The 21,108-nt window shown below is 68.1% G+C and carries 24 protein-coding genes and 2 pseudogenes; 13 read left to right on the top strand and 13 right to left on the bottom strand.

Annotated elements, in window-relative coordinates; genetic code table 11:
* Window positions 1-227: 227 nt before the first annotated feature.
* From OG210_RS01955 to OG210_RS01945, 3 genes are all read right to left on the bottom strand, one after another.
* Window positions 228-488 (bottom strand): hypothetical protein, encoded by a 261-nt coding sequence (locus tag OG210_RS01955; RefSeq protein WP_371534873.1) that lies wholly within the window; start codon window positions 486-488, stop codon window positions 228-230.
* A 154-nt stretch (window positions 489-642) separates the two neighbouring features.
* Window positions 643-1,281, bottom strand: a complete 639-nt coding sequence (locus OG210_RS01950; RefSeq protein WP_328333031.1) for a fumarylacetoacetate hydrolase family protein — start codon at window positions 1,279-1,281, stop codon at window positions 643-645.
* 201 nt (window positions 1,282-1,482) lie between these two features.
* Window positions 1,483-2,127 (bottom strand): MBL fold metallo-hydrolase, encoded by a 645-nt coding sequence (locus OG210_RS01945; RefSeq protein ID WP_371534872.1) that lies wholly within the window; start codon window positions 2,125-2,127, stop codon window positions 1,483-1,485.
* Between the two features lie 88 nt (window positions 2,128-2,215).
* Here OG210_RS01945 and OG210_RS01940 point away from each other — a divergent pair, with 88 nt between their 5' ends.
* Both OG210_RS01940 and OG210_RS01935 read left to right on the top strand, forming a co-directional pair.
* Complete coding sequence (locus OG210_RS01940) at window positions 2,216-2,644, top strand: helix-turn-helix domain-containing protein (protein WP_328333036.1); 429 nt, start codon at window positions 2,216-2,218, stop codon at window positions 2,642-2,644.
* A gap of 791 nt (window positions 2,645-3,435) precedes the next feature.
* Window positions 3,436-3,594 (top strand): hypothetical protein, encoded by a 159-nt coding sequence (locus tag OG210_RS01935; RefSeq protein ID WP_328333038.1) that lies wholly within the window; start codon window positions 3,436-3,438, stop codon window positions 3,592-3,594.
* A gap of 311 nt (window positions 3,595-3,905) precedes the next feature.
* Here OG210_RS01935 and OG210_RS01930 read toward each other — a convergent pair whose 3' ends face one another.
* Window positions 3,906-4,586 carry a DUF4232 domain-containing protein gene (locus tag OG210_RS01930; protein WP_328333040.1) on the bottom strand — a complete coding sequence of 227 codons (681 nt, stop codon included), beginning with the start codon at window positions 4,584-4,586 and terminating at the stop codon, window positions 3,906-3,908.
* A 540-nt stretch (window positions 4,587-5,126) separates the two neighbouring features.
* Between OG210_RS01930 and OG210_RS01925 the strand changes: the two genes are divergently transcribed.
* Window positions 5,127-5,687 carry a TetR/AcrR family transcriptional regulator gene (locus OG210_RS01925; RefSeq protein ID WP_328333042.1) on the top strand — a complete coding sequence of 187 codons (561 nt, stop codon included), beginning with the start codon at window positions 5,127-5,129 and terminating at the stop codon, window positions 5,685-5,687.
* Between the two features lie 58 nt (window positions 5,688-5,745).
* On the opposite strand, the gene thpR is transcribed toward OG210_RS01925, so the two are convergent.
* From thpR to OG210_RS01910, 3 genes are all read right to left on the bottom strand, one after another.
* A complete protein-coding gene (gene thpR, locus OG210_RS01920) occupies window positions 5,746-6,351 on the bottom strand; it encodes an RNA 2',3'-cyclic phosphodiesterase (RefSeq protein WP_328333044.1) in 606 nt (201 codons plus the stop codon).
* Window positions 6,348-6,728, bottom strand: a complete 381-nt coding sequence (locus OG210_RS01915) for a hypothetical protein (RefSeq protein ID WP_328333046.1) — start codon at window positions 6,726-6,728, stop codon at window positions 6,348-6,350. Before OG210_RS01915 ends, thpR begins: the two co-directional genes overlap by 4 nt.
* Before the next feature lie 205 nt (window positions 6,729-6,933).
* A complete protein-coding gene (locus OG210_RS01910; protein WP_328333048.1) occupies window positions 6,934-7,392 on the bottom strand; it encodes an ATP-binding protein in 459 nt (152 codons plus the stop codon).
* A 316-nt stretch (window positions 7,393-7,708) separates the two neighbouring features.
* Between OG210_RS01910 and OG210_RS01905 the strand changes: the two genes are divergently transcribed.
* The 3 genes from OG210_RS01905 to OG210_RS01895 all read left to right on the top strand — a co-directional run bounded on the left by OG210_RS01905 (window position 7,709) and on the right by OG210_RS01895 (window position 9,721).
* Window positions 7,709-8,575 carry a helix-turn-helix transcriptional regulator gene (locus tag OG210_RS01905; RefSeq protein WP_328333050.1) on the top strand — a complete coding sequence of 289 codons (867 nt, stop codon included), beginning with the start codon at window positions 7,709-7,711 and terminating at the stop codon, window positions 8,573-8,575.
* A gap of 29 nt (window positions 8,576-8,604) precedes the next feature.
* Window positions 8,605-8,823: a DUF397 domain-containing protein gene (locus OG210_RS01900; RefSeq protein ID WP_371540136.1), complete on the top strand. Its 219-nt coding sequence runs from the start codon at window positions 8,605-8,607 to the stop codon at window positions 8,821-8,823.
* An 82-nt stretch (window positions 8,824-8,905) separates the two neighbouring features.
* A complete protein-coding gene (locus tag OG210_RS01895; protein WP_371534871.1) occupies window positions 8,906-9,721 on the top strand; it encodes an SAM-dependent methyltransferase in 816 nt (271 codons plus the stop codon).
* A gap of 135 nt (window positions 9,722-9,856) precedes the next feature.
* Here the strand turns inward: OG210_RS01895 and OG210_RS01890 are convergent, their stop codons facing one another.
* The gene (locus tag OG210_RS01890; RefSeq protein ID WP_328333056.1) at window positions 9,857-10,708 is read right to left on the bottom strand and encodes an alpha/beta hydrolase; all 852 of its coding nucleotides are present in this window, start codon (window positions 10,706-10,708) and stop codon (window positions 9,857-9,859) included.
* Between the two features lie 101 nt (window positions 10,709-10,809).
* Between OG210_RS01890 and OG210_RS01885 the strand changes: the two genes are divergently transcribed.
* Entirely contained in the window at window positions 10,810-11,211 is a 402-nt protein-coding gene (locus OG210_RS01885) for a helix-turn-helix domain-containing protein (RefSeq protein ID WP_328333058.1), read from the top strand.
* A 451-nt stretch (window positions 11,212-11,662) separates the two neighbouring features.
* On the opposite strand, the gene OG210_RS01880 is transcribed toward OG210_RS01885, so the two are convergent.
* Window positions 11,663-12,568 (bottom strand): NADP-dependent oxidoreductase, encoded by a 906-nt coding sequence (locus OG210_RS01880; protein ID WP_371534870.1) that lies wholly within the window; start codon window positions 12,566-12,568, stop codon window positions 11,663-11,665.
* A 282-nt stretch (window positions 12,569-12,850) separates the two neighbouring features.
* Here OG210_RS01880 and OG210_RS01875 point away from each other — a divergent pair.
* Window positions 12,851-13,239: pseudogene (locus OG210_RS01875) on the top strand (winged helix-turn-helix transcriptional regulator).
* Between the two features lie 153 nt (window positions 13,240-13,392).
* On the opposite strand, the pseudogene OG210_RS01870 reads toward OG210_RS01875, so the two are convergent.
* Window positions 13,393-13,635, bottom strand: a pseudogene (locus OG210_RS01870) (class I SAM-dependent methyltransferase); the annotation flags it as partial.
* Between the two features lie 748 nt (window positions 13,636-14,383).
* A complete protein-coding gene (locus OG210_RS01865) occupies window positions 14,384-14,527 on the bottom strand; it encodes a hypothetical protein (RefSeq protein WP_371540577.1) in 144 nt (47 codons plus the stop codon).
* Here OG210_RS01865 and OG210_RS01860 point away from each other — a divergent pair.
* The 4 genes from OG210_RS01860 to OG210_RS01845 all read left to right on the top strand — a co-directional run bounded on the left by OG210_RS01860 (window position 14,480) and on the right by OG210_RS01845 (window position 18,601).
* Window positions 14,480-14,656, top strand: a complete 177-nt coding sequence (locus OG210_RS01860) for a hypothetical protein (protein WP_371540134.1) — start codon at window positions 14,480-14,482, stop codon at window positions 14,654-14,656. The two genes, OG210_RS01865 and OG210_RS01860, sit on opposite strands and share 48 nt — an antisense overlap.
* Before the next feature lie 65 nt (window positions 14,657-14,721).
* Window positions 14,722-15,825: a tyrosine-type recombinase/integrase gene (locus OG210_RS01855; RefSeq protein ID WP_371534869.1), complete on the top strand. Its 1,104-nt coding sequence runs from the start codon at window positions 14,722-14,724 to the stop codon at window positions 15,823-15,825.
* Window positions 15,826-15,842: 17 nt separating this feature from the next.
* Window positions 15,843-16,193 (top strand): helix-turn-helix transcriptional regulator, encoded by a 351-nt coding sequence (locus OG210_RS01850; protein ID WP_328333079.1) that lies wholly within the window; start codon window positions 15,843-15,845, stop codon window positions 16,191-16,193.
* On the top strand, window positions 16,190-18,601 hold the full coding sequence (locus OG210_RS01845) for a site-specific integrase (protein WP_328333081.1): 2,412 nt from the start codon (window positions 16,190-16,192) through the stop codon (window positions 18,599-18,601). Before OG210_RS01850 ends, OG210_RS01845 begins: the two co-directional genes overlap by 4 nt.
* A 17-nt stretch (window positions 18,602-18,618) precedes the next feature.
* On the opposite strand, the gene OG210_RS01840 is transcribed toward OG210_RS01845, so the two are convergent.
* Window positions 18,619-19,416: an SDR family oxidoreductase gene (locus OG210_RS01840; RefSeq protein ID WP_328333083.1), complete on the bottom strand. Its 798-nt coding sequence runs from the start codon at window positions 19,414-19,416 to the stop codon at window positions 18,619-18,621.
* 230 nt (window positions 19,417-19,646) lie between these two features.
* On the opposite strand from OG210_RS01840, the gene OG210_RS01835 reads away from it, so the two are divergent.
* Window positions 19,647-19,997, top strand: coding sequence for a helix-turn-helix transcriptional regulator (locus OG210_RS01835; RefSeq protein ID WP_328333085.1), 351 nt, complete (start codon window positions 19,647-19,649; stop codon window positions 19,995-19,997).
* A gap of 330 nt (window positions 19,998-20,327) precedes the next feature.
* Here OG210_RS01835 and OG210_RS01830 read toward each other — a convergent pair whose 3' ends face one another.
* Entirely contained in the window at window positions 20,328-20,975 is a 648-nt protein-coding gene (locus OG210_RS01830; protein WP_371534868.1) for a hypothetical protein, read from the bottom strand.
* Window positions 20,976-21,108 lie beyond the last annotated feature (133 nt).

The following is a 21,108-nucleotide window of genomic DNA, read 5'->3' as shown; positions in this document are numbered from 1 at the left end:
CGTTTCGAAATCGGCCTCAGATGTTCCGGTTCGCGTTGTCCGGACGTTAGAGCAGGACCCCCGGGTACAATTCCGCCCGGCTGTCTGGAAGACCGCCGTCTCATAGTCGTGCCAGCCGGCCGGATCGGCGTATCCAGCTCGGCGGTAGCCATAGGCTCCATCGCCCCAACGGTTGTCGACGTGGGCGACTGTGACCGAGCCGTCAGGAGACCGGTGAGCAGCGGCGATTACCTGGGACGTGCTGAGCCGAGAGTCTCCTCCCGGATCAGCACCCGCTCGCAGCCGCGCCGGTCCCGGCGCTGTCCCGCCCCATGCGGCGCGGTGGCTAGGAGAGTGACTGCCAGGTATGCGGCCAACACCGACCCGACGGCACCGTAACCGGAGGCGACGTTGTCCTCGATGAGTGTGTGCTGGACGAGGTTGTAGGAGGCGGGGAAGTGCAGGACTTCCATCTCGCCGTCCCGGTCGGAGAGTTGACGATCGCCCACGGGTTGCCCTGTGCGCGGGGTGACAGACGGCAGATTCAGACGGCGGGCATGGGAAGTGCGGACTCGGACGAGCCGCTGATGCTGCCGCCGGGGCGATCGAGCTGGACGCCTTCCGCCACCGGCACGAGCAGGACACCTTTTGGTGCTCGATGTATCAGCGGGTTGTGGCTGTGGAGTTGTCGTCATGGGTGATGGTGTTGCGGCATTCTCCGATGCCGTCGATCCAGGTATGCGAGGTCTGGCCGGGGCGGAGGTGGTCGGCCGTGGGTTCGCCAGTGCCCGATGGGGTTCCGGTCAAGATGAGGTCTCCGGGGAGCAGGGTCAGGAACTGACCGGCGTAGGAAACGCGGTCGGCAGGGGTGAAAAGCAGGTCGTGGGTGGAGCCTCGTTGGCGGGACTGGCCGTCGACGTCGCAGCCGATGGCGAGGTCGTGGGCGTGGTCGACTTCGTCGGGGCTTACCAGGACGGGTCGGGGCGGGGTGGTGCGGTCGAAGGTCTTGCCCTGGAGCGCTTGGCTGGTGCGGTGCTGCCAGTCGCGCATGGAGATGTCGTTGACAACCGTGTAGCCGGCGATGGCCAACGCCGCCTGGTCCGGTTCCGCTCTGTGGGCCGGGCGGCCCACGACGACGGCGAGTTCGGCTTCGCAGTCGATCTGGTCACTGTTGCCGGGATCCGGCAGTGATGTGTACGGACCGGCGAGTGCTGAGAGCGGAACTTCGCGAACAGGGTGGGGTAGCGGGGTGTCGCCAGCCTCAGATCGGCGATGTGGCTGCGGTAGTTCAGCCCGACGCACAAGATGTGCTCCGGATTCGGGGAGACCGGCGCGTAGTGAGCGTCAGCAGGGCTGAGTTCGGCGATCTCCCGCAGGGGGTGGGGTTGGTCATGGCCTGGACCGCGTCGGCAGCGTCCAGGACGATCAGACGGTCGCCCTGGATCCGCGCCGCGGCGGTCCGCCCCCGGTGGAGGATCGTGGTGTAGCGCACGGCGGCTCCATTCAGTTCACTGCCACCGTGTCTCCGGTGGCCAGCCGGGTGTAGGGGGCACCGATTCCGGGGCCGTGTTCGCCGAGGAGCCCGCCCACCATGGCGATCCCGGTGTCGTTGAGGGCGCCGTCATGGATGGCGTAGGTGCGCTTGGGGGCGACTTCGCGTACGTAGTCGACGAGGTGGCCGACGGTGGACCAGGGCGCGTGGACCGGCAGGAGAAGGGTGCCCAGGCCCGGCTGGTTGGGGACGGTCAGCGCGTCGCCGGGGTGGAAGACGGTGCCGTCGATGAGGAAGCCGATGTTGGTGACGCGCGGGATGTCCGGGTGGATCACCGCGTGCCAGGTGCCATGGACCTGAACCTCGAATCCGGCGGCGGTGAAGACGTCGCCGTCGCCGACCCGGTGCACCCGGCCGCCCAGGCCGTCCAGTTGCTCGGCCACCGCGGCGTTCGTCCATATCTCCAGGCCGGAGTCGGCATCGGCGGCGGCACGCAGCGCAGCCTCGGAGAAGTGATCGAAGTGCTCGTGGGTGACCAGGACGGCGGAGGCGCCGTGCAGGGCAGCAGGGTCGGTCAGGCCACCGGGGTCGATGACCAGTCGCCGAGCGTCCTGTTCGACCTGGACGCAGGCGTGGCCGTACTTGGTGAGCCGCATGGGGTGTCTCTCTCTGCCATACCGAAGGAGTCAATATCTACAAGCAAACTGTACAGTACACTTGTAGATATTCCGGTAGGCTGGCCTGATGACACAGAGTCGCGAGCTTGCCGAGGACCTCCGTAAAGCTGTAGGACGGCTGGTCCGCAGCACGAAGCAGGGCGTCGACTCGATGCCCGCCGCCGAAAGCGCCGTCCTCGGGCTCCTCGACCGGGACGGCCCGCGGAACATCGCCGAACTCGCTCAGGCGCGTGGGGTCCGTCATCAGTCAGCCGCCAAAACGGTCAAGGACCTGACCGCGGTCGGCCTCGTCAGCACCGAGGCGCATCCCACCGACGGCCGCAAACTGCTGGTGCACATCACTGTCCACGGCCGTGCCGTCCTGGAGGAGGACCGCAGCTCCCGCGCCGACGTATTGGGAAACGCCATCGAGGCCGAGCTCACCGTGCAGGAGCGCGAGGAACTCCGACGCGGAATCGAACTGCTGAATCGCCTCAGCGCCCGGATCCGCCCCTGACCGCCGCGATCTCTCCCGAAGCCGCGCAGCGCTGCCGGTAGGTCTGCGGGGGTGCGCGAGCCTGGGGCCAGGCCAGGCCAGGGCCTTTGTCGTGGTGGGTGAGACGCGGACGAGATGCTTCAGCTCGATCGGGGTGAAGGCGAAGTCCAGCGCCGTCTGGATCGGCGGCACCAGCTCTCCTCCGTGCTGCGGTGCGGGGGACGGCCGCCAGCCGGGGGAGACCGATGCCCAGCCCTCGGGGCTGCAAGACAGCAGTTGCTCGGTGTAGCGAACGGGCGCAGCACGTGCGCAGCTGGTCCATCCCGTACCTGATGCGTGGCTCAAACCGAGCAGCATCGCTCAAGAGCCCGTCCAAGTTCGGGAGTTCCGGCGTAGGCCGCCTCCCGACAGTCGGCCGAGAAGTGAGGGGCTGGCATTGGAATCGACGCCGCCAGAGCATTACCCCCAGGACCTTGGCACCATGGTCGGTCTCTTCTGGATGGAACCGGGAAAGACCTACTTGGGTATGTCCCCGTTGCCGCCGGCACCCGGCGTACTTCTCTCGCCAGCAGGCACCGCAGGTCCTCGGGCCCGCGCCGCGAATGTTGCCGCGGCGGCCTTGAACGCGTGGGTTCCTGGGAGCCCGGCGGAGATGACCGTAGTGATTGCCAGCGGCGGCAACGAATACAAGACACCCGTACTCTCGGGCGCCTCAAGCGCCTACACGCAGTGGGAGGTAGATCTGTCTCAAGGGCTGCTCGCGCACTTGGTGCGCGGAACTACTTCGCCCGTGGTCCCGTCCGATTGGTGGAATGAGAACCGGTGGAGAACTGACGCTGCGTCTGTTCGACCAGTACACCGAAGAGTGGTCGCTCAACTGGTCCAACAGCAGGTTCGGCCGACTGGACCCGCCAGTGCGGGGGCGGCTCCGGGAGGACGGTGTCGGTGAGTTCTACGGCGATGACACGTAGGCGGACACGGCGGTATGCATGCGGTTCCTGTGGTCGGACATCATCGACAAGACCGCCCGCTGGGAGCAGGCCTTCTCTGCGGACAACCAACGCAGTTGGGTGACGAACTGGATCATGGATTTCACCCGCAGGGGCTGAGTCTCGACACGCTCTTGGCACAGGGGCGCCATGTCCACCACGCCGGCAGCGCCGAACACCACCGCCCCGGACCCAGCGATCGGCTCGACCAGATGGGGGCGGCCTGCCGCACGGGCGACCGCACCTACTTGGACGTGGCTCGGCTCCAACGTGCCGGCTGCGGGTATCACGGCTCAGTTGACGGTGTGGGTGGGGTAGACCTGGACGTCGGTGTAGGCGCCCTTGATGTCGCTTGCGCCGGTGGGCCAGTTCAGGGTCACGGTGTGGGTCTCGTTCGGGGGTGTGACCAGGATGTTGGTCGGGGAGGAGAGGCTGTTGCCGCTGTTGTCGGCGGTGTAGGCGATGTCGAAGACAGCGGCGTCGCCGGGCTTGAGGGTGGTGATACGGGGCTGGGCGTGGCCGCGCTCGATGGGGTTCGAAGTGTGGTCGGCGTCCTTGATGTCGACGCCCGCGAAGCCTGTTGCCGAGCAGGTGGTCGCCCCCCGGTTCATCATGGTGATGTTGACCCTGCCGGGGTCCGCCGAGTCGGGCGCGGCGTCTATGGCCAGGTCCTTGGTCTTGCAGAACGTGGTCTTGCCGCCGGTCGTCGTGCCGTTCGAGATTGTCTCTGCCGCGGTGTCCTGGCCGGAGCCCGACTTCGCGCTGCCGGCCTGCGAGCCGTCGGAGCCGGAGTTGCTCTGCGACTTCGAGCCGGTGTCCGAGGACGACTGGTTGTCCGAGGAGGAGGAGCCCGCGGTGGACGAGGAGTCCTTGGATACCGAGCCCTGCGCGGAGTTGTCGCTGCCACAGGCGGTGAGCGAGAGGGTGGCGGCGAGGCTGACGGCGGCGAGAGCGGCGATGCGCGTGTGCTTCATGGTGTTCCCCAGGAGTGGTGATGCGGTGCATGCGGTCGGGTGTATTTCTATCTCGCACCGAGTCACAGGGGATCCTCAGCGACGTCTTCGTTCTGTCACAGGGGTACTGACCTCGCGGTCCGCCGGAGCGTCGCCGTACGGTCACCAGTCTCAGCAACGCCCTGAGCGGGGTTCAAATACGGTTGCTGGAAGTGCCGTTCGATCCCGGGGCCCTTCGTGTTCTCTGAGGATGCTCACAATCCGATGGGATTGCGCAGGAGTGCTGGTTGGGACGATGTGTATTGCAGGGCCGAGGTGAAACCGGTGCGGGTGGGGCGGCGAACGGCCGCCGAGACGCGGTCGCCATTCCGGAGGGCGTGCTCGGTCAGATGGCGGCCCAGGCCGCCGGAGGCTCCGGTGGCGAACCAGTGACGTACGGCCTTGTCGGAGAGAGGGGCATGAGTGTCTCCTGGCATAGAGTCTTAGCGGAACATATTCCGCTTAGAGTTGAGTGGAACGCGTTCCGCAAGACAACCGGAATCCGGCGCTGAAGGAACCTGCATGCCCGCTGCACCCCGCCGTACCAGGAGTGACGCACTGCAGAACCGGGAGCGCCTCCTGGAGGTCGCCGCGCAGGTCTTCGCCGAACAGGGACTGGACACCGCGCCTGCCGCCATCGCCAGGCAGGCGGGCGTCGGTGTCGGCACGCTCTATCGGCACTTCCCGACTCGGGAAGTGCTCATTGATGCCGCCTACCGGCGCCAACTCACCCACGTGTGCGAGAAGGTGAACGATCTCCTCACCCGGCACTCGGGCGCCGACGCCACCCGGATGTGGATGGAACACTTCATCCAGTACGCCACGGCCAAGAGCGGTATGTCCGAAGCCCTCAACGCGGTCATCGCTTCCGGAATCGACCCGTACTCCGACAGCCGCGCCCTCCTTACCGACGCCGTCGCCACCCTCCTCGCGGCCGGCGCCCGAGACGGCAGCCTGCGAACCGATGTCGCTCCCGGCAATGTCCTGCTCCTCATGGGTGGCATTGCCTATTCCGTGCAGTGCGGCACCAAGGAGCAGGCCCGCACACTCGTCGACCTCTTCATGGACGCACTGAGGCGTTGACCGTGGTGGGGAGGGAGCAGCGCGTCACCAGGGCTGCCGGCAACCGCCGGGGATTGGTTCAGTTACCGCTGCCGAGGCTCCAGGATTCGATGTCCCGGTAGTGGATCGGCCCAGGCCCGCGGCCGATGTTGCTGCCGACGAGGTGCAGGCGTTCGGTCTGCCATCGCCGGCCGGTGAATCCGGCGAGTCCCGCGGCGATCTTCGTTGCGGAGGAACGATCGTCCCTGCGGGCACGGGCCAGCGTCAGATGGGGGCACAGCGGCCGGTCCTCGAAGACGACGCCGCAGCTCCTGGCTGCGGCACGCACGTCGGATGCGAGCAGCCGCAGCCCGTCCAGATCCCCGTCGATCCCGCTCCACAGCACCCGTTCGTCGAAGTTGCCGCTGCCGCGCAGCGCCAGGCGGAGAGGTTGCGCGGCCGCTGCGAGCTGCGCGAGCTCCGGGCGCAGGAGCGCGACCGCCTCGGTCGGAAGCTCTCCGAGGAACGCCAGGGTGATGTGCCAGTCCTCGATGCGGTTCCACCGCATGTGAGGGTACGCGTCGTAGGCCGGGAGCAGCTCACGCGCGAGTTCCTCTTTCGCGTCGTCGGGTGGGGCGAGGGCGATGAACACGCGAACGGTCGCGGGCTGAGCCTGTTCGTTCTGGACACCGCCCGGCGGGATCATCGGGCCTCGTCGCTCTTTGACGACAGGGGCGCCCAGGTGTACCGGACGCGCACGCCGCGGTCGTGGAGCCAGGCGGTCTCGCGGTGCCGCAAATCCTGCGCGGACTCCGGGGCGATGGCGCTGGGCCAGCGGACGAGTACCGCGGTGACGTCGCCTGTCTGCACCAGCTGTCTCACACGCCGCCACCCTCTGCGCCGGGCCGGGTCGGGCTCACCGAACGTGTCGGTGACGACCTCGGCGATCGTCAGTCCGCGCTCCTGGGCGAAGGCGTGGCCTTCCGTCTGCGCGCGCTGGGTGGCTGGCCCCGGGGTGCCCGGGGCCCGGTCGGCGCATACGTACAGCACGACGGGAGAAGCGGTTTCACCGTGCGGGGTCATGGGCGCCTTCTGTAGGTGGATCGAGGAGAAGATTCCTCGCCGCGTGAAGGGGACGTAGCGGGGCCGTGCGGTTGCCGGCTGCGGTCCTTGCCGCTGGCCGGGGGAACTGTCCCGGTGCGCACTAGGCCGTCCCTGTACAGGCTGGATCCGGACTGTCGCTGCTGGGCCGGGCACCGTATTCGGTGCCCGGCCGGTACCTGTGGCGTCAGGGATAGGCCGTCAACTCCGCCCAGACGACCTTGCCTTCGGCCCGCGTCGAGCGTGCGGAGCCCCAGCGGTCCGCGAGTTGCTGGACGAGGAACAGACCTCGCCCGCCTTCCTCGCCGGGCCCGGCGAGGTGCTCGGGCGGGCGCACCGGGGTGCGGTCGTCGTCGTGGAGTTCGATACGCAGGCGCCGCTCGTCACCGGTCAGCATGAGGCCGCACAGGACACGGGCACTGTCGGTGTGGACCACCGCGTTCGTGGTCAGTTCGGAGACCAGCAGCACCGCGTCACAGCATGTGTCGCCGGGCACCTGCCAGGCGCGGAGCCGATCGCGCACGGTGTCGCGGGCGGATCGCGCGCTGGTGTGCAGGGCGGGCAGGCCGATCCAGTGCTCCCGACGAGGCGCGGACGTGGCTAAGGCGGGAGTCGAGACCGGGGCTGAGGGCGTGGGCAGATTCACGGATGTCGCCTTCCAGTGCCTTCCGGGGGGCAGGCGCGATGTGGGGATGCGGGCTGCAGCCCGAGGGCGTGAGAGGCGTGTGCCGAGACCGGCGCCCCGAGGTGGGCGCCGACGACGGCATCAGCACCACGTGTTCTGTCCGGGGCCGGATGCTGTGTCAGAGCTATGACTTGACCGCTCACATGTCAACTATGCGCGTGATCCACTCACGCTGCAACCGACTCCCTGATAATTTCAGCAGCGCGGCTATCAGGCTGGCGTCGTCATCAAGGCACTGTCAGAATGGCGTTCTTGATGATCCCTCAGGAGGTTGGGCGTGAGTGAAGCCCGTTCCGGCGCCAGCGCACCGACAGTCCTGCGCATGATCCTCGGCCGTCGGCTGCAGGACATGCGGCTCGGCGCCGGTGCCTCGCTGGAGGACGCGGCACAAGCACTGCGCGTGAAGACCCTGACGATCCGTCGGCTGGAAAAGGCCGAGGTCGCGCTGAAGCCTCTCTACGTGGAGAAGCTCCTGGAGACCTTCGGCGCGGACCGCCAGGAGATAGACGAGTTCGTCGACCTGGCCGAACAGGCCAATGAGCCCGGCTGGTGGCACTCCTACCGGGACGCCGTCCCCAGCTGGTTCACCGCCTACGTCAGCCTGGAGACCGGCGCCAAGACCCTGCGCACCTATGAACCCCAGTACGTCACCGGCCTCCTGCAGACTCCCGACTACGCCCGCGCCGTGCTGCTCGGCGGATTGCCGAACGGCAGCGAGGAGGAGCTCACGCGCCGCGTGCAGCTGCGGCTGCGCCGCCAGAGCCTGCTGGAGCGGGAGGACGCCCCCACCTTGTGGGTGGTCATGGAGGAAGCCGTCCTGCACCGGGCGGTGGGCAGTTCTGACGTGATGCGGGAGCAGATCGAGCGGCTCCTGGACATGTCGGAGCTCGCGCACGTCAGCATTGACATCGTTCCCTTCGCCGCCGGTGCGCATGTCGGTGCGTGTGCCCCGTTCACGTATTTCCGGTTCGAGGAACCCGAGTTGCCCGACATCGTCTACAGCGAACTCCTGTCTGCCTCCGTCTACCTGGACCAGCGCGCGGACGTCGTCGCCCATCTGGAGGCGCATTCCCGTATGGCGCTGCTGACGTCGTCGGAGGACAGCAGGGCGCTGTTGAACCGCATGCGCAAGGAGTACTCGTGACGATCACCGACAAGGGCGTCTACAACGGAATGTCGGCCCGCGATCTCGGGGACCAGGGCTGGGAGCGCCCGTGGAGCGGGCCGAACGGCGGTCAGTGCGTCGAGACGAAGAAGCTCGCCGACGGCCGTGTGGCCGTACGGCAGTCGACCGACCCGGCCGGGCCGGCGCTGATCTACGCGCCGGAGGAGATCGCCGCGTTCGTCCGCGGGGTCAAAGAGGGTCTGGCCGATCACTTGGCCGCCGGGTGAGCCGGCGGCGAGCGGAAGGGGCGGCGACACCGGTCCCGATCCTGGCCTGCGGGCCGACAGATACACGCATGAAGGGGAGAACATGACCACCAGCCAGGCCGGCCGGGATCTCGACACGAGCAGGCCGCACTCGGCCCGGATGTACGACTACTTTCTCGGCGGCAAGGATCACTTCGAGATCGACAAGGAGGCGGCTCTGGTCGCCGCCGACGCCCACCCCGGCATCTTCGTGACCGCCCGCGAGAACCGGGCGTTCATGCACCGGGCCACCCGTGTCCTGGCGCAGGAGCACGGCATCCGCCAGTGGCTCGACATCGGTACGGGCATCCCGACCGAGCCCAACCTGCACCAGGTCGCCCAGTCCGTCGCGCTCGATGCCCGCGTCGTGTACGCCGACAACGACCCCCTCGTCCTCAAGTACGCCGAACGCCTCATGCGCAGCACGACGCAGGGACGCACGGCCTACATCGAGGCCGACGTCACCGACCCCGACGCACTGATGAGCGCCGTGGACGCCTCGGGGGTCCTGGATTTCGACCAGCCCATCGCCCTCAACCTCAACGCGCTCATGCACTTCATCACCGACCCGCACGACCCGCACGCCATCGTCCGCAGGCTGCTCGACTCCCTCCCGGTCGGCAGCGCCCTCGCCATGAACCACTGCACGCCCGACTTCGACCCGGTCACCTGGAACAAGGTCGCGGAGATCTACACCGGCTCCGGGACTCCGGTGCAGTTCCGTTCACACAGCGACGTCCGCCGTTTCTTCGACGGGCTCGACCTGATCGACCCCGGCATCTGCTGCTGCCACCGCTGGCGGCCCGCCGGGCCTACCGACGGGACGGAGCCCACGGACGCCCAGATCAGCCTGTTGGCGGGCGTGGGCATCAAACGCTGACCGGGGTCGGACCGACAGTCCGGCCGGCTGGTCACCTGCGTCCGCAGCGCAGGTGACCAGGGGAAACCGTGGGAGCACGAGACCCGCAAGAGTGTCCTCGACAGCGGCGCGCGGTCCCTCGGGCCCTCGCTCCGGTCAGGCTGCTACGGCGTCCTCACCGGCCAGGAACGGACGCAGCAGCGTGAGCAGGGCGCGCGGCCGGTGCAGCGGGATGATGTGGCCGCAGTCCTCCATGACGTGTCCGGTGAGATCGTCGGTGACCGGGCGGAGCTGGCGTTCCAGCGCAGTACCGACGGGCCGGGCGCCCAGCGCCATCGTCGGCACTGTCAGGCGGCCGGCGGCGACTGCCCGCTCGATCTGTGCCGCACTCTCGGGCAGGGCCCGGTAGTACGAGAACGCGCAGCTCAACGCCTGCCGACCGGTGTACGCGCGGACGAAGGCGTCCCGGACGGCGGGGCGCACCCCGGCGCCGAGCGTGCCGGAGCGCAGGAACCAGTCGACGTACGCGGCTTCGTGGCCCTCCAGCACGGTCTCGGCGAGGCCGGGCGCGGCGGAATGGAAGCCGAACCACCACGGCGGTCCGTCGGCGAGGAAGTCCTCGGCACCGGGCAGCCCGCCCAGCAGGGCCTCCATGACGACCAGGCGCCGGACGAGACCGGGGCGGCGCAGGGCGAGGAGGAAGGCCGGCGGGGTGCCCGCGTCGATGCCCACCACCGCGGCCGAGGACACGCCGAGCGCGGTGAGGAGCGCTGCGGCGTCCTCGGCCAGGGTGCCCGCGTCGTACCCGGAGGCGGCCCGGCTGCTCGCGCCGAACCCGCGCAGGTCCGGTGCGATGACGCGGTAGCGGCCGGACAGATCGGCGATGACATCCGTCCACAGCTCCCAGGTGTGCGGGAAGCCGTGCAACAGCAGGACGGCCGGGCCGGATCCGGCGAGGGCGACGTTCAGTTCGACACCGTTGACGGGGACGCGTCGCAGCTCGGGCATGGGGGCCCTCCAGGTGTGGTGAACGATGGTGACAAGGTCACGCTAGGGAACTAACCTGGCCCGCCCAAGACGGCACTTCTGAATCAGGTGGTGAGCTCCGGGTGACCACGTCGACGCCCAGCGGACGTGACCAGCGGCCCGGTGTCCGCGGTGACCTGCTGGATCCGCGCTGCCCGACCCGTCAGCTACTCGACCGCATCGGCACCAAGTGGACGTCGATGGTGGTCAAGGTGCTGGCCGAAGAGGCTCCGGACGAGCTCCGCTTCGCGGAACTGCGGCGCCGTATCCCGGGCATCTCGCAGAAGATGCTGTCCGTCACCCTGCAGAGCCTGGCCCGCGACGGCCTGGTCGCGCGCCGGGTGGAAGCCACGGTGCCGCCTGCCGTCCACTACCGGCTCACCGGGCTCGGCCTGTCCCTCGAAGGCCCGCTCTCCGCCCTGCGGGTCTGGGCCGAGACACACATGCCGGAGATCGACCGCAACAACCAGTTCGCCGACGAGTGACGACGAGCTGTCCGGCCAAAGCGTTCAAGGTGCCCCGGTCCAGCTGATCGTGCCGTCGACGTCGACGTCGACGTGGATGTTGTCGCATCGACGCCGTTGCGGAGAAGCGCGTCGATCTGGTGGTCGGGGTTCTGGTCGGCCGTCGAAGTGCGGCAGTAGCCAAGAAGCATTGTCGGAAACCACCTCGACGACCGTTCACCGACGTTGATTTCCGGCGGGAGTTGTCGACAGTGCTCACCTGCGGATTTGTGATCACGCGTATGAGTGTCGGACGACGGTCGTTTGCCGACGCTTTCGGGCCCGGCCTCGGCTGCTGATCCGGCGCGTCTCCTATCACGTTCCCGTCGGACTCGAGCATCCGTCAGTGGCAGACGTCCAGCGCTGAGCAGTCAGCGCCGGCCCACCAAGATCATCGCTTGGCGGACTGGCGCATCTGTGCCATGCCCCCGCTTCAGATGCAGATCACGATCTTTCCGCGTGTGCGTCCGCGCTCGGCGTGCGCGTGGGCGTCGGCGATCCGCTCCAGGGGGTAGGTCTGTTCGATACGGGGTGTGTAGCGGCTTTGCCGGCCCAGTTCCGCGGCCGCGGACAGGAGGGTGGAGTCGTTCTCCGCGTTGACCACATGCGTGCCCAGGCGTTGCCCGCCCGCATGGTCGGCGACCGTCGCGACGCGCTCCGGGTCGCCCGTGATCGCGACGAGGTCGGCCAGGGATCCGGAGGCCGCGGTGTCGAGCGCGATGTCGACGCCGTGCGGAGCGAGAGCGGACAGGCGCTGCGCGAGGCCGGGGCCGTAGGTGGTGGGAACGGCGCCGAGAGAGGCGAGGAACTCGTGGTTGCGTTCGCTGGCTGTCCCGATCACGGTGGCACCTTGTGCCACAGCGATCTCGACTGCCGCGCTGCCCACGCCTCCGGCGGCGCCCTCGACGAGCAGGGTGCGCCCCGCGAGGGAGCCGAGCGCGTTCAGGCCCCGCATCGCAGTCACGGACGCGAGACCGGCGCCCGCGGCCTGCTCGTCGTTCCACGTGTCGGGGGTGTGGGCCCAGGCCGAGAGGACGACCAGCTCTGCGGTTGCGCCGGTGACACCGCCCAGCCCGAAGACGCGGTCGCCGATGCTCACCCCCTGCACTCCGTCACCGATTTCGTCGACCGCGCCGGCGGCGTCGCGCCCGGGAACGGCGGGTAGCTCCAGGGGAATCAGCTGCTGCAGGGCGCCGGCGCGCAGCTTCCAGTCGATGGGATTGACGCCGGCCGCCGCGACACGGACACGTATCTCACCAAGTCCGGGGTGGGGCTCGGGGGCCTGCTCGATCACCAGGCTCTCCGCCCCGCCGTATTCATGGAAGCGGGCTGCACGCATAGTGTCTTGCATAGTGTTCTGCCTTACCTTTATAGGTCGAAATAATGGTGTTCATTCGACGCCCGTTCCTCTGATGAGGTGCGAATCGGCAAGCCGACTGCCTTCCGCCCAGAGGGGGACGGGTGCGGATCGGTGAGGTTGCCGAGCAGGCGGGCGGCCACCCGCCCCGAAAGCCACGATCCTGCCCGTCGTCGGAATACCTCCCGTTGCGCCGATGCTCAGGAAGATATCCAGCAGGTCGGTCACCAGCTGGATACCAAGACCGGAGACGGGAGACTCTCGATGACGCAACGGCCGCCGCTGCCACCCGACTTGTTCGACGAGCTGTGCCCGTCCTCGCTGCTGCCTTTCCGCTTCGGTGACAAATGGGCACCCATGGTCCTCCGCTGCCTGGATGACGGCCCGCGCAGATACTCCGAACTCCGCGTGCCACTGGGCCGCGTCACCCCGAAGGTGCTCACCCAGTCGCTCCGCGGCTTGGAGCGGAACGGGTTCGTGTCACGCACGGTGTACGCCGACCCGAAACTGCGGGTGGAGTACGCGCTGACACCGCTGGGCCGCAGCATGCTGGAGCCGCTGGCCGCCGCGTGCCGATGGGCTGCCGATGGGCTGCCGAGCACTGGGACGAGCTGCTCGACGCCCGCGAGGGCGGCATCTCCTCCATCGGCTGACTCGAAACTGCTTGGCGCGTGCCGCACCGGACGAGCCGCACCTCTGTGCTGACGTTTGGTGCGGGCAAAGGAGGCGTACCGCGAGAGGCTGCCTGCCGTGACGGAACGGCCCGCGTCCAGGTAGTGCGGCGTGAACACAACCCGAGGCTCGCGCACCGCGGGCAGTACGCGGTGGGGGTCGATGAATGCCAAGGTGCCGATGGCATAAGCGGCATCGAACGGCTCAGCCCCGGCGAGGTAGCCAGCCACATCCCCGTGCGCGAATTCCACGCCGGGCACAGCCGCGTGCGTGGACACGGCGCGTTCGTGCTGAGTCGGGGACAGCCCGATTCCGGTGACGCGAGCGCCGTGGGCCTGGGCGAGATACACGGCGTGGTGGCCGGCGCCGGAGCCGATGTCCAGGACACGCCGGCCGGAGATGTCGCCCGAGGATGGCAGCCCCGGACCGGCCTCCTCTCAGGGCGCCCAGGACATCTGGTCGGGAACGGGCGGCATGCAGGCGCGGGCCAGTTGGCGTTTGCCGTAGGCGGTCCAGGCTTGGGTGTTGATGGACTCCGGGGAATTGCATTTGATGGGTGAATGCGGGCGGCTTGAGCTGGGGACCTGCGGCATCACTGTGTTTCCTGAGGGTGGGCGGGGCAGGCTGTTGACCTGTGTTCTTGCCGTGGATCAGTCATCTGACACATGATTCGCGCACCCTGAGGAAGAGGGCGGCGTGACGACGACGGACTTGAGCGAAGGCTCTGCCGGGCTGGTGTTGCTGAACGGTGTGACGCTGCTGCATCCCGAAGGCACCGTCTTCGAGGCGATGTTGGAGGGCTGGACGCGGCAGCAACGTGGAGGCCGGCGTACTGCAGGCGTAGACGATCGGCGACCGTCTGCGCGTGGTGCGCCAGTTCAACGACTTCGCTGGGGCTTACCCGTGGAACTGGTCGGCCGCCGCGATGGACGAGTGGACGACGTACCTGATCGCGGAACTTCACCGCGCGGAGTCGACGATCCGCGGCCACCAGACGGCCGTTCGCCTGTTCAGCGACTACATCACCTCGCCGCACTACCAGTGGCCCCAGGAATGTGAACGGCGCTTCGGCACGCACCCGGTGCAGATCTGCCACGAGTGGAACACCGCCGCACACCTCGTCGACTACGAGGGGCAGGCGGGTCGACGGCCGATGACTCGTGAGGAGAGGACTCCGATCTCGTGCCGCACTGTCTGCGGCACAGCCATGTCACCCACCAGATTGAGGACGGAGCCGACCCAGCGTTCGTCCAGCGGCAGGTCGGCCACCGCTACGCCTCGACGACCGCGCTCTACACCAACCCTCCGGAATTGCATCAGACGGGCGAGAAACCGCAGGTCGCCTGGTCGTGGGGGGAAACGGAAGGAGTCCATAGCCTCTACGAACTGGCCTCCTGAACAGGGATGTTGCCGAGTTGATCCCTTCTGATGCATGATCTGCTCTCCAGAAGGGATGGTCTGGAGTGGTGCATCAGCGCAAGGTGGCCCTGGCCGGCTCGGCCCACATGGAGCTCGTCTCCGGGGTCGTTCAGCTGCGTCCCGAGGACGCGATGTTCGACGCGATGCTGCGCGGTTGGCGTGCTCAGCAGAAGTCGCGAGGGCTGAAGGACGAGACGATCGCCCCGAGGGAACGGCTGATCCGCCGGTTCCTGGAGTTCACCAACGAGTACCCCTGGCGATGGACGCCTTCCCATCTGGACGAATGGTCGGCCTCGCTGACGAGCGAGAGGCGCCTGGCACCCTCCACGATCCGCAGCTACCAGGGCACCGTTGGGCTGTTCACCGAGCTCCTCATCGATGCCCGATACGGCTGGGTCCCAGCGTGCGAAGAAGCCTTCGGCACCTTCCCGGTGGCGATTTGCCATGAGTGGAATACCCTCCCTCACCTGCAGGATTACGAAGGCAATCCAGAGGCGAGGCCGTTCACAAGGGAAGAGCTGCAGCGCTTCCTCGACTACGCCGACGACCAGGTCGCACGCGCGGTGAAGGCCAAGCGCAAGGGGGCCCTCGCCGCCTACCGCGACGCCACGTTGTTCAAGGTCATCTACGGGTGGGGGCTTCGCCGGACCGAGACGTCCAAGCTCGATGTCGTCGACTTCGGACGCAATCCGCAGGCCCGGCAGTTCGGCCGGTACGGCACGCTCAACGTCCGCTACGGCAAGGCGAAGAAGGGCCAGCCGCCGCGGCGGCGGAACGTGCTGTCGGTGATGGACTGGGCCGTCGAGGCGGTCGCCGACTACGTCGAAAACGTTCGGCCTCGTTTCGGGTTCCCCGATCACCCGGCTCTGTGGATCACGGAACGTGGGGGCCGTCTCCAGCCCGGCTCCATCAACGACCGGTTCGAGGCATACCGAGACGCTCTAAAGCTCCCAAAAGACCTGACTCCCCACTCAATCCGACATTCTTACGTCACGCATCTGACCGAGGACGGAGTCGACCGCCGGTTCATCCAGCAGCAGGTCGGCCACGAGTGCGACAGCTCCCTGGCCATCTACACGCACGTCAGCGACGACTTCATGAACACTTCCCTGCACAAGGCACTGGCCCCGGCGTTCGCCGGAGCCTGAAGAGGAAGGATCCGGCGATGGCCGCCAAGCTCGACTACCACTGGCACCTGCGCAAAGTCATGGCCGACCGCGGGATGTTCTCCACCACCGACCTCCTCCCACCGCTCAAGGAACGCGGCATCAGCCTGTCATCGAGCCAGGTCTACCGGCTTGTCGTCGAGCGACCGGAGCGACTGAGCCTGAAGATCCTCATGGCCCTGCTCGACATCCTCGACTGCACCATGGACGACCTCATCGAGCCCATCGCGGCGGCCGGCGCCGTGAAGAAGCCGAAGAAGGCCGCTGCCGGTGGCTCGGCACCTTCCGTGGAGGGGCTTGGCGGGCTGCGGCCAAAGCGGGCTCGGATCAGGAGTGTTGACCGGTCATGACCACGGCTGACCAGCTCGACCGCGCCGTCACAGACCCGGTCGGCTTGATCACCGACCTCGTCGCCGACATCGAGAGGGAACTCGGCATCGAGATGATCCGGGCCGTGGTCACCGCGGTCGCGGGCGGCCGAGCGAAGTCACGAAGCTTGGCCAAGGCCCTGGCCATACGGCCCGCTGTCCTCACCGACGGCCGGTCCCCGGCGCCCCGGGCCATCGGCGATCTGCTCATCGAGCTCCGCAAGGCCGGCGCCTCGGTGATCGCACCACCTCTCTGCGCCGAGTGCGGCAAGATTCTGCGGACTCTTCAACGCAAGGGGCAGGACTGGTACTGCTCAGTCTGCGGGCAGGAAACCGCCGAGTGCACCGCCTGCGGCAACGTCCGTCGCGTCGGCTTCCGCGACCGTAAGGGCCTGCCGCGCTGCAAGGTGTGTCCCGACCACGACCACCGCGATCCTGTCACGGTCGTCCAGGACCTGATCACCGCGATCGCCCCGGGCGCCGACCGTGATGCGGTCGCCGAGGCTCTCCGCCGGACGGCGCCCGACCGTCCCCACTATCGCCAGCGAGTGGTCTGGGCCTTGGAGGAGAATCCCCGGCTGCTGACCGGAGAGGGCTACCTGGCGCCGCATCGCGCCATCTTGAAGTTCATCGAGCTGCTGCACGAGGCCGGTGTCGCTGGGATCGTCCGGCCTGCCTGTCCTCGCTGCTGCCGGGTGGTCCGCATCGACAAGCCGCTGGACGGACAGCGGGTCTGCCGCAACTGCATCGCCAAGTCCCGCGTCGAAGAATGCGTACGCTGCGGGGCCCGGCGTGAGCCGGCCACTCGCGACGACCAGGGGCGACCGCTGTGTCCGAACTGCCTGATCACCGACCCCGCGAATACCGAGGTCTGCATCAGCTGCGGCGAACGACGCCGAGTACAGAACCGCACCGCCGACGGTCCCCTCTGCCCCAACTGCTGCCCCCTGCCCGTCCTGGTCTGCGCGATCTGCGGCCGCACCGCGCCCGGCACACTCTCGAAGCTCACCGGCCTGCCCCGCTGCCGCGGCTGTTTCCAACGACAAGCTCACTGCACCATCTGCGGAGGACTCCGCGGCATCCACTCCGGCACCGCCGACGCGCCCATCTGCGGTCCGTGCACGACACCGGACGCCGAGCTCTGGCGCCCATGTCCCACTTGCGGACAAGCCGAGCGGCTGCACGCGCCGGGTCCGTGTCCTCGCTGCACTCTCAAGCAGCGGCTCCACGATCTCCTCGCCGACGATACCGGCTCCATACCCTCGAAGCTGCAGCCCCTCTACGACGCCCTGGCCAGCACCGAACGGGCCCGCACCGCGATGAGCTGGCTCTCCAAAGGCATCGTATCCACCGTCCTGTCCGATCTTGGCTCCGGCCGCCGCCCTCTCACCCACCAGGCCCTGGATGAGCTCCCGGAAGGCAAGGTCGTGGAGCACATCCGCAGCGTTCTCGTCGCCGCCGGAGTCCTGCCTAAACGAGACGAGCAGATGATCCGTCTCGAACGGCACGTAAAGGACCTCGTCACCTCCCATACGACGGTCGAGGGACGCAAAATTCTGCACCGGTACGCAACTTGGCACCTTCTACGTCGGCTTCGCCGACGCAGCCGCGGCAAGGAGATCACCCACTACCAGCTCGCGACCGCGCGGCAGCACCTGCGGGCGGCCGTCTATCTCCTGGACTGGCTCGAGGAACAGAATCTGACCCTGACCACCTGCCGACAGGCCGATCTTGATCGCTGGATGACCAGCGACGGCGTCCTCCTTCGCACAGAGGCAGGCCACTTCGTTCGCTGGGCCCTGGCCCAGAAGATCACCCGCGACCTCAGCTTCCCGGCCGTCAGATGGAACGGCCCCACCCAGCCGATGGACGACGAGGCCCGCTGGGACACCGCGCGACGCCTGCTGCACGACGACGCCCTCAAGCCCGAAGACCGCCTCGCCGGCCTGCTGTTGCTCCTCTATGCCCAGTGGCCCGCCACGATCTCCCGGCTCACCGTCGACCACGTCGAGGAGACGGACACAGCCGTCCGTATCCACCTCGGCGCCGTCCCGGTCGAACTACCGACACCCGTCGCTGAACTCGCCCTCCACCAAGTCGCGGTCCGCCGCAGCCATGCCGTCCTCGCCCGGACGGACTCACCCTGGCTCTTCCCCGGCGGCCAGCCCGGCCGCCCGATCAGCGCCTGGGCCATGGGCGAACGCCTCCGCAAACTCGGCATCCGCCTCGCGGAAGCCCGCTCGACTGCTCTTTTCCAGCTCGCCACGGAACTGCCCGCAGCAGTCCTCGCCCGCACCCTCGGCATCGACATCACCGTCGCCGTCAAATGGCAGCGAGCCGCCGCCGGAGACTGGGCCGCCTACGCAGCCGACGTCGCCAGCCGCCCGTGAGCCAATGCCATGCGCTGCTAACCCATGCCGCCGTTGCTCTGGAGAAGCTGGGCGTTGATCCATCCGCCCTCTGCAGAGCAGAGGAAGGAGACAAGATTCGCGCAGTCCTGCGGCACACCGAGGCGTCCCAGGGGCGTGAAGCGGATCATGTCCGCCTTCTGATCTTCGGTCATCCAGCCCGTGTCGGTCGGTCCGGGATTGATCGCATTACAGGTCACTCCCAGGTGGGCGAGCTCACGGGCGGCCGCCAGCGTGATCCGGTCCATCGCTCCCTTGCTTGCCCCATAAGGCAGGTTGCCGGCCGTGTGGTCGCTGGTCAGGCTGACGATCCGCCCGCTGCCGTGCTGTCCGCGGAACCGCAGCCCGTACTCCCGGATCAACAGCCAGGTTGCCCGCGCATTGACTGCGAAATGCAGGTCGAAGCTCTCCACCGTGGTGTCCAACAAGCCGGAGTCGACCGACTCGCAATGGCAGAGCACCAGCGCGGTGACGTTTCCCAGTTCACGCTCGACTCTGTCGAAGAGCTGAGCCGGCACGGCCGGGTCGCTCAGGTCCGCCTCGACCGCAAGCGTTCTCGCCCCGAGCGACGCCACCTTCTTCTGCAGCTCTTCGGGCGCACCCGGCTCCAGGCCCCACTGCATCCGCGCGTCATACGGAGTCCAGTACGTGAAGGCCACATCCCACCCGGCCCGGGCCAGATTCAGCACCACGGCCGCCGCGATCCCCGCCGAACGGCCCGCCCCCGTGACCAAGGCAAGCGGGCGCCCCGCTTCTCCCACGTGCTGCCGTCTCCCCAAGGGCGTCTCACCAGTCATGATCCTCATCCTGGCGGGCCACCCTTCGCACGGCACCCGATTTTCCCGGTCGCTGCCACAGTCACACGCGGAGACCTAGCCGCCACAAGGCACACATGGCATAGATCAGACAGGTATTCAGGCAGTTCCAATACCCGACTCCACCATTAGGCGTGAGCGGGGACTTCATGAACACGATGATGCGCAAGGTCTTGGACAAGGCCCTGCACCCGGGACAGTAGGGAGACGACGTGACGACGAAACTGGACTACCGGTGGCATCTGCGGGAGGTCATGGCCACCCGCGGCATGTTCTCCACCACCGATCTGCGGCCCCTGCTGGCTGAACGCGGAATCGACCTGTCGGCCAGCCAGGTCTACCGGCTGGTCGTCGAGCGTCCGGAACGGCTGAGCCTGACCACACTGATAGCGCTCCTCGACATCCTCCAGTGCCGCATGGAGGACCTGATCGAACCGGTGGCCGCCCGGGCGGCCGGCAGGAAGACGGCAGCAGCAGGAGGCGACGGCCCGGCTGTCGGCCCCGCAGCCGGGGTCGGCGAGTACCGGCCCAAGCGGGCCCGTATCACGCCCACGGGGGAGTAGCGCGTGGACGCCGCCGCCCTTCCCCGCTTTGCCATCGACCCCGAAGGCGTGATCGCCGAGGCGGTCGCCGCCGTCGAACCGGCCATGTCCCCCGAGCTGATCCGGTCCGTGGTGAAGGGCACCTTTCCCCGCGGCACTCAGCGGCGGAAGCTTGCCGAGCTCCTCCAGCGGGACATGGCGTGGCTGACGCGGGGGAGTTCGGAGTCGCCCACCATCGTGGAACGGCTCATCCGAGCCCTGCGCGAACAGGGCGCCGTGCACGTACAGCAGCCACGCTGCGGGACCTGCGGTCAAGCGCGACGCCTCGTCGGCATGCTTCCCGACAGCACGTCACGCATCTGCAACACCTGTGAGGGACGACGCCGGCAGAAGGCGAATCCCTGCGCTGTCTGTGGCCGCCACGAGTTCCTGACCCGGGACCGCGACGGGCAGCCCCGCTGTCGAGCTCACCCCCCCCCAGACGACGGCGCCGACCCGATGGAAGGGCTGTGCCGGATCATCCAGCAGACCTGCCCGAACCTGGCCCCGCAGACGGTTGCCCAAGCCGTTCGAGCGGTTGCGCCGGTGACCGCCCGGCAGCGCAAACTGCTGTGGGCCCTGGAAGACCGCCCCGACCTGCTGACCGGCCAGGGCGCCCACGGCCCGGTCAAGGTCCTGCACCTCATCGCTGCGCTCCAAGAGCGAGGCGCGCTGAATGTGATGGCCCCGGCATGCCCCTACTGCGGCCGGGACGTGCCGCTGCCGCGTACACGTGACGGGCTCCGTTGCTGCACCGAGTGCCGATCCGCCGCACGCGCCGAGCCATGCGCCCGGTGCGGACGCGACCGGCCGGTGATGGGCCGAACCCACGACGGCCTGCCCTTGTGCCACGCCTGTCGGCACCACAACCCAGTCGTCCATCAGGTCTGCGCTCAGTGCGGCGAACGCCGCTACACCCAGGCCCGCGAAGACGGCCGCCCCCTGTGCCAGCGCTGCCACCAATACCCCACCGCGACCTGCAGCGACTGCGGAGAACAGCGCCCGTGCCTGCACATCTCCACCGACGCCCCCATCTGCGTTCCGTGCACACGCAAGCGACGCCCCCGCGCCATCTGCGCCGGCTGCCACCGCG

The organism is Streptomyces sp. NBC_00466, from assembly GCF_041433995.1.
Taxonomy (GTDB): Bacteria; Actinomycetota; Actinomycetes; order Streptomycetales; family Streptomycetaceae; genus Streptomyces.
This window is presented reverse-complemented; position numbering and strand designations above follow the sequence as displayed.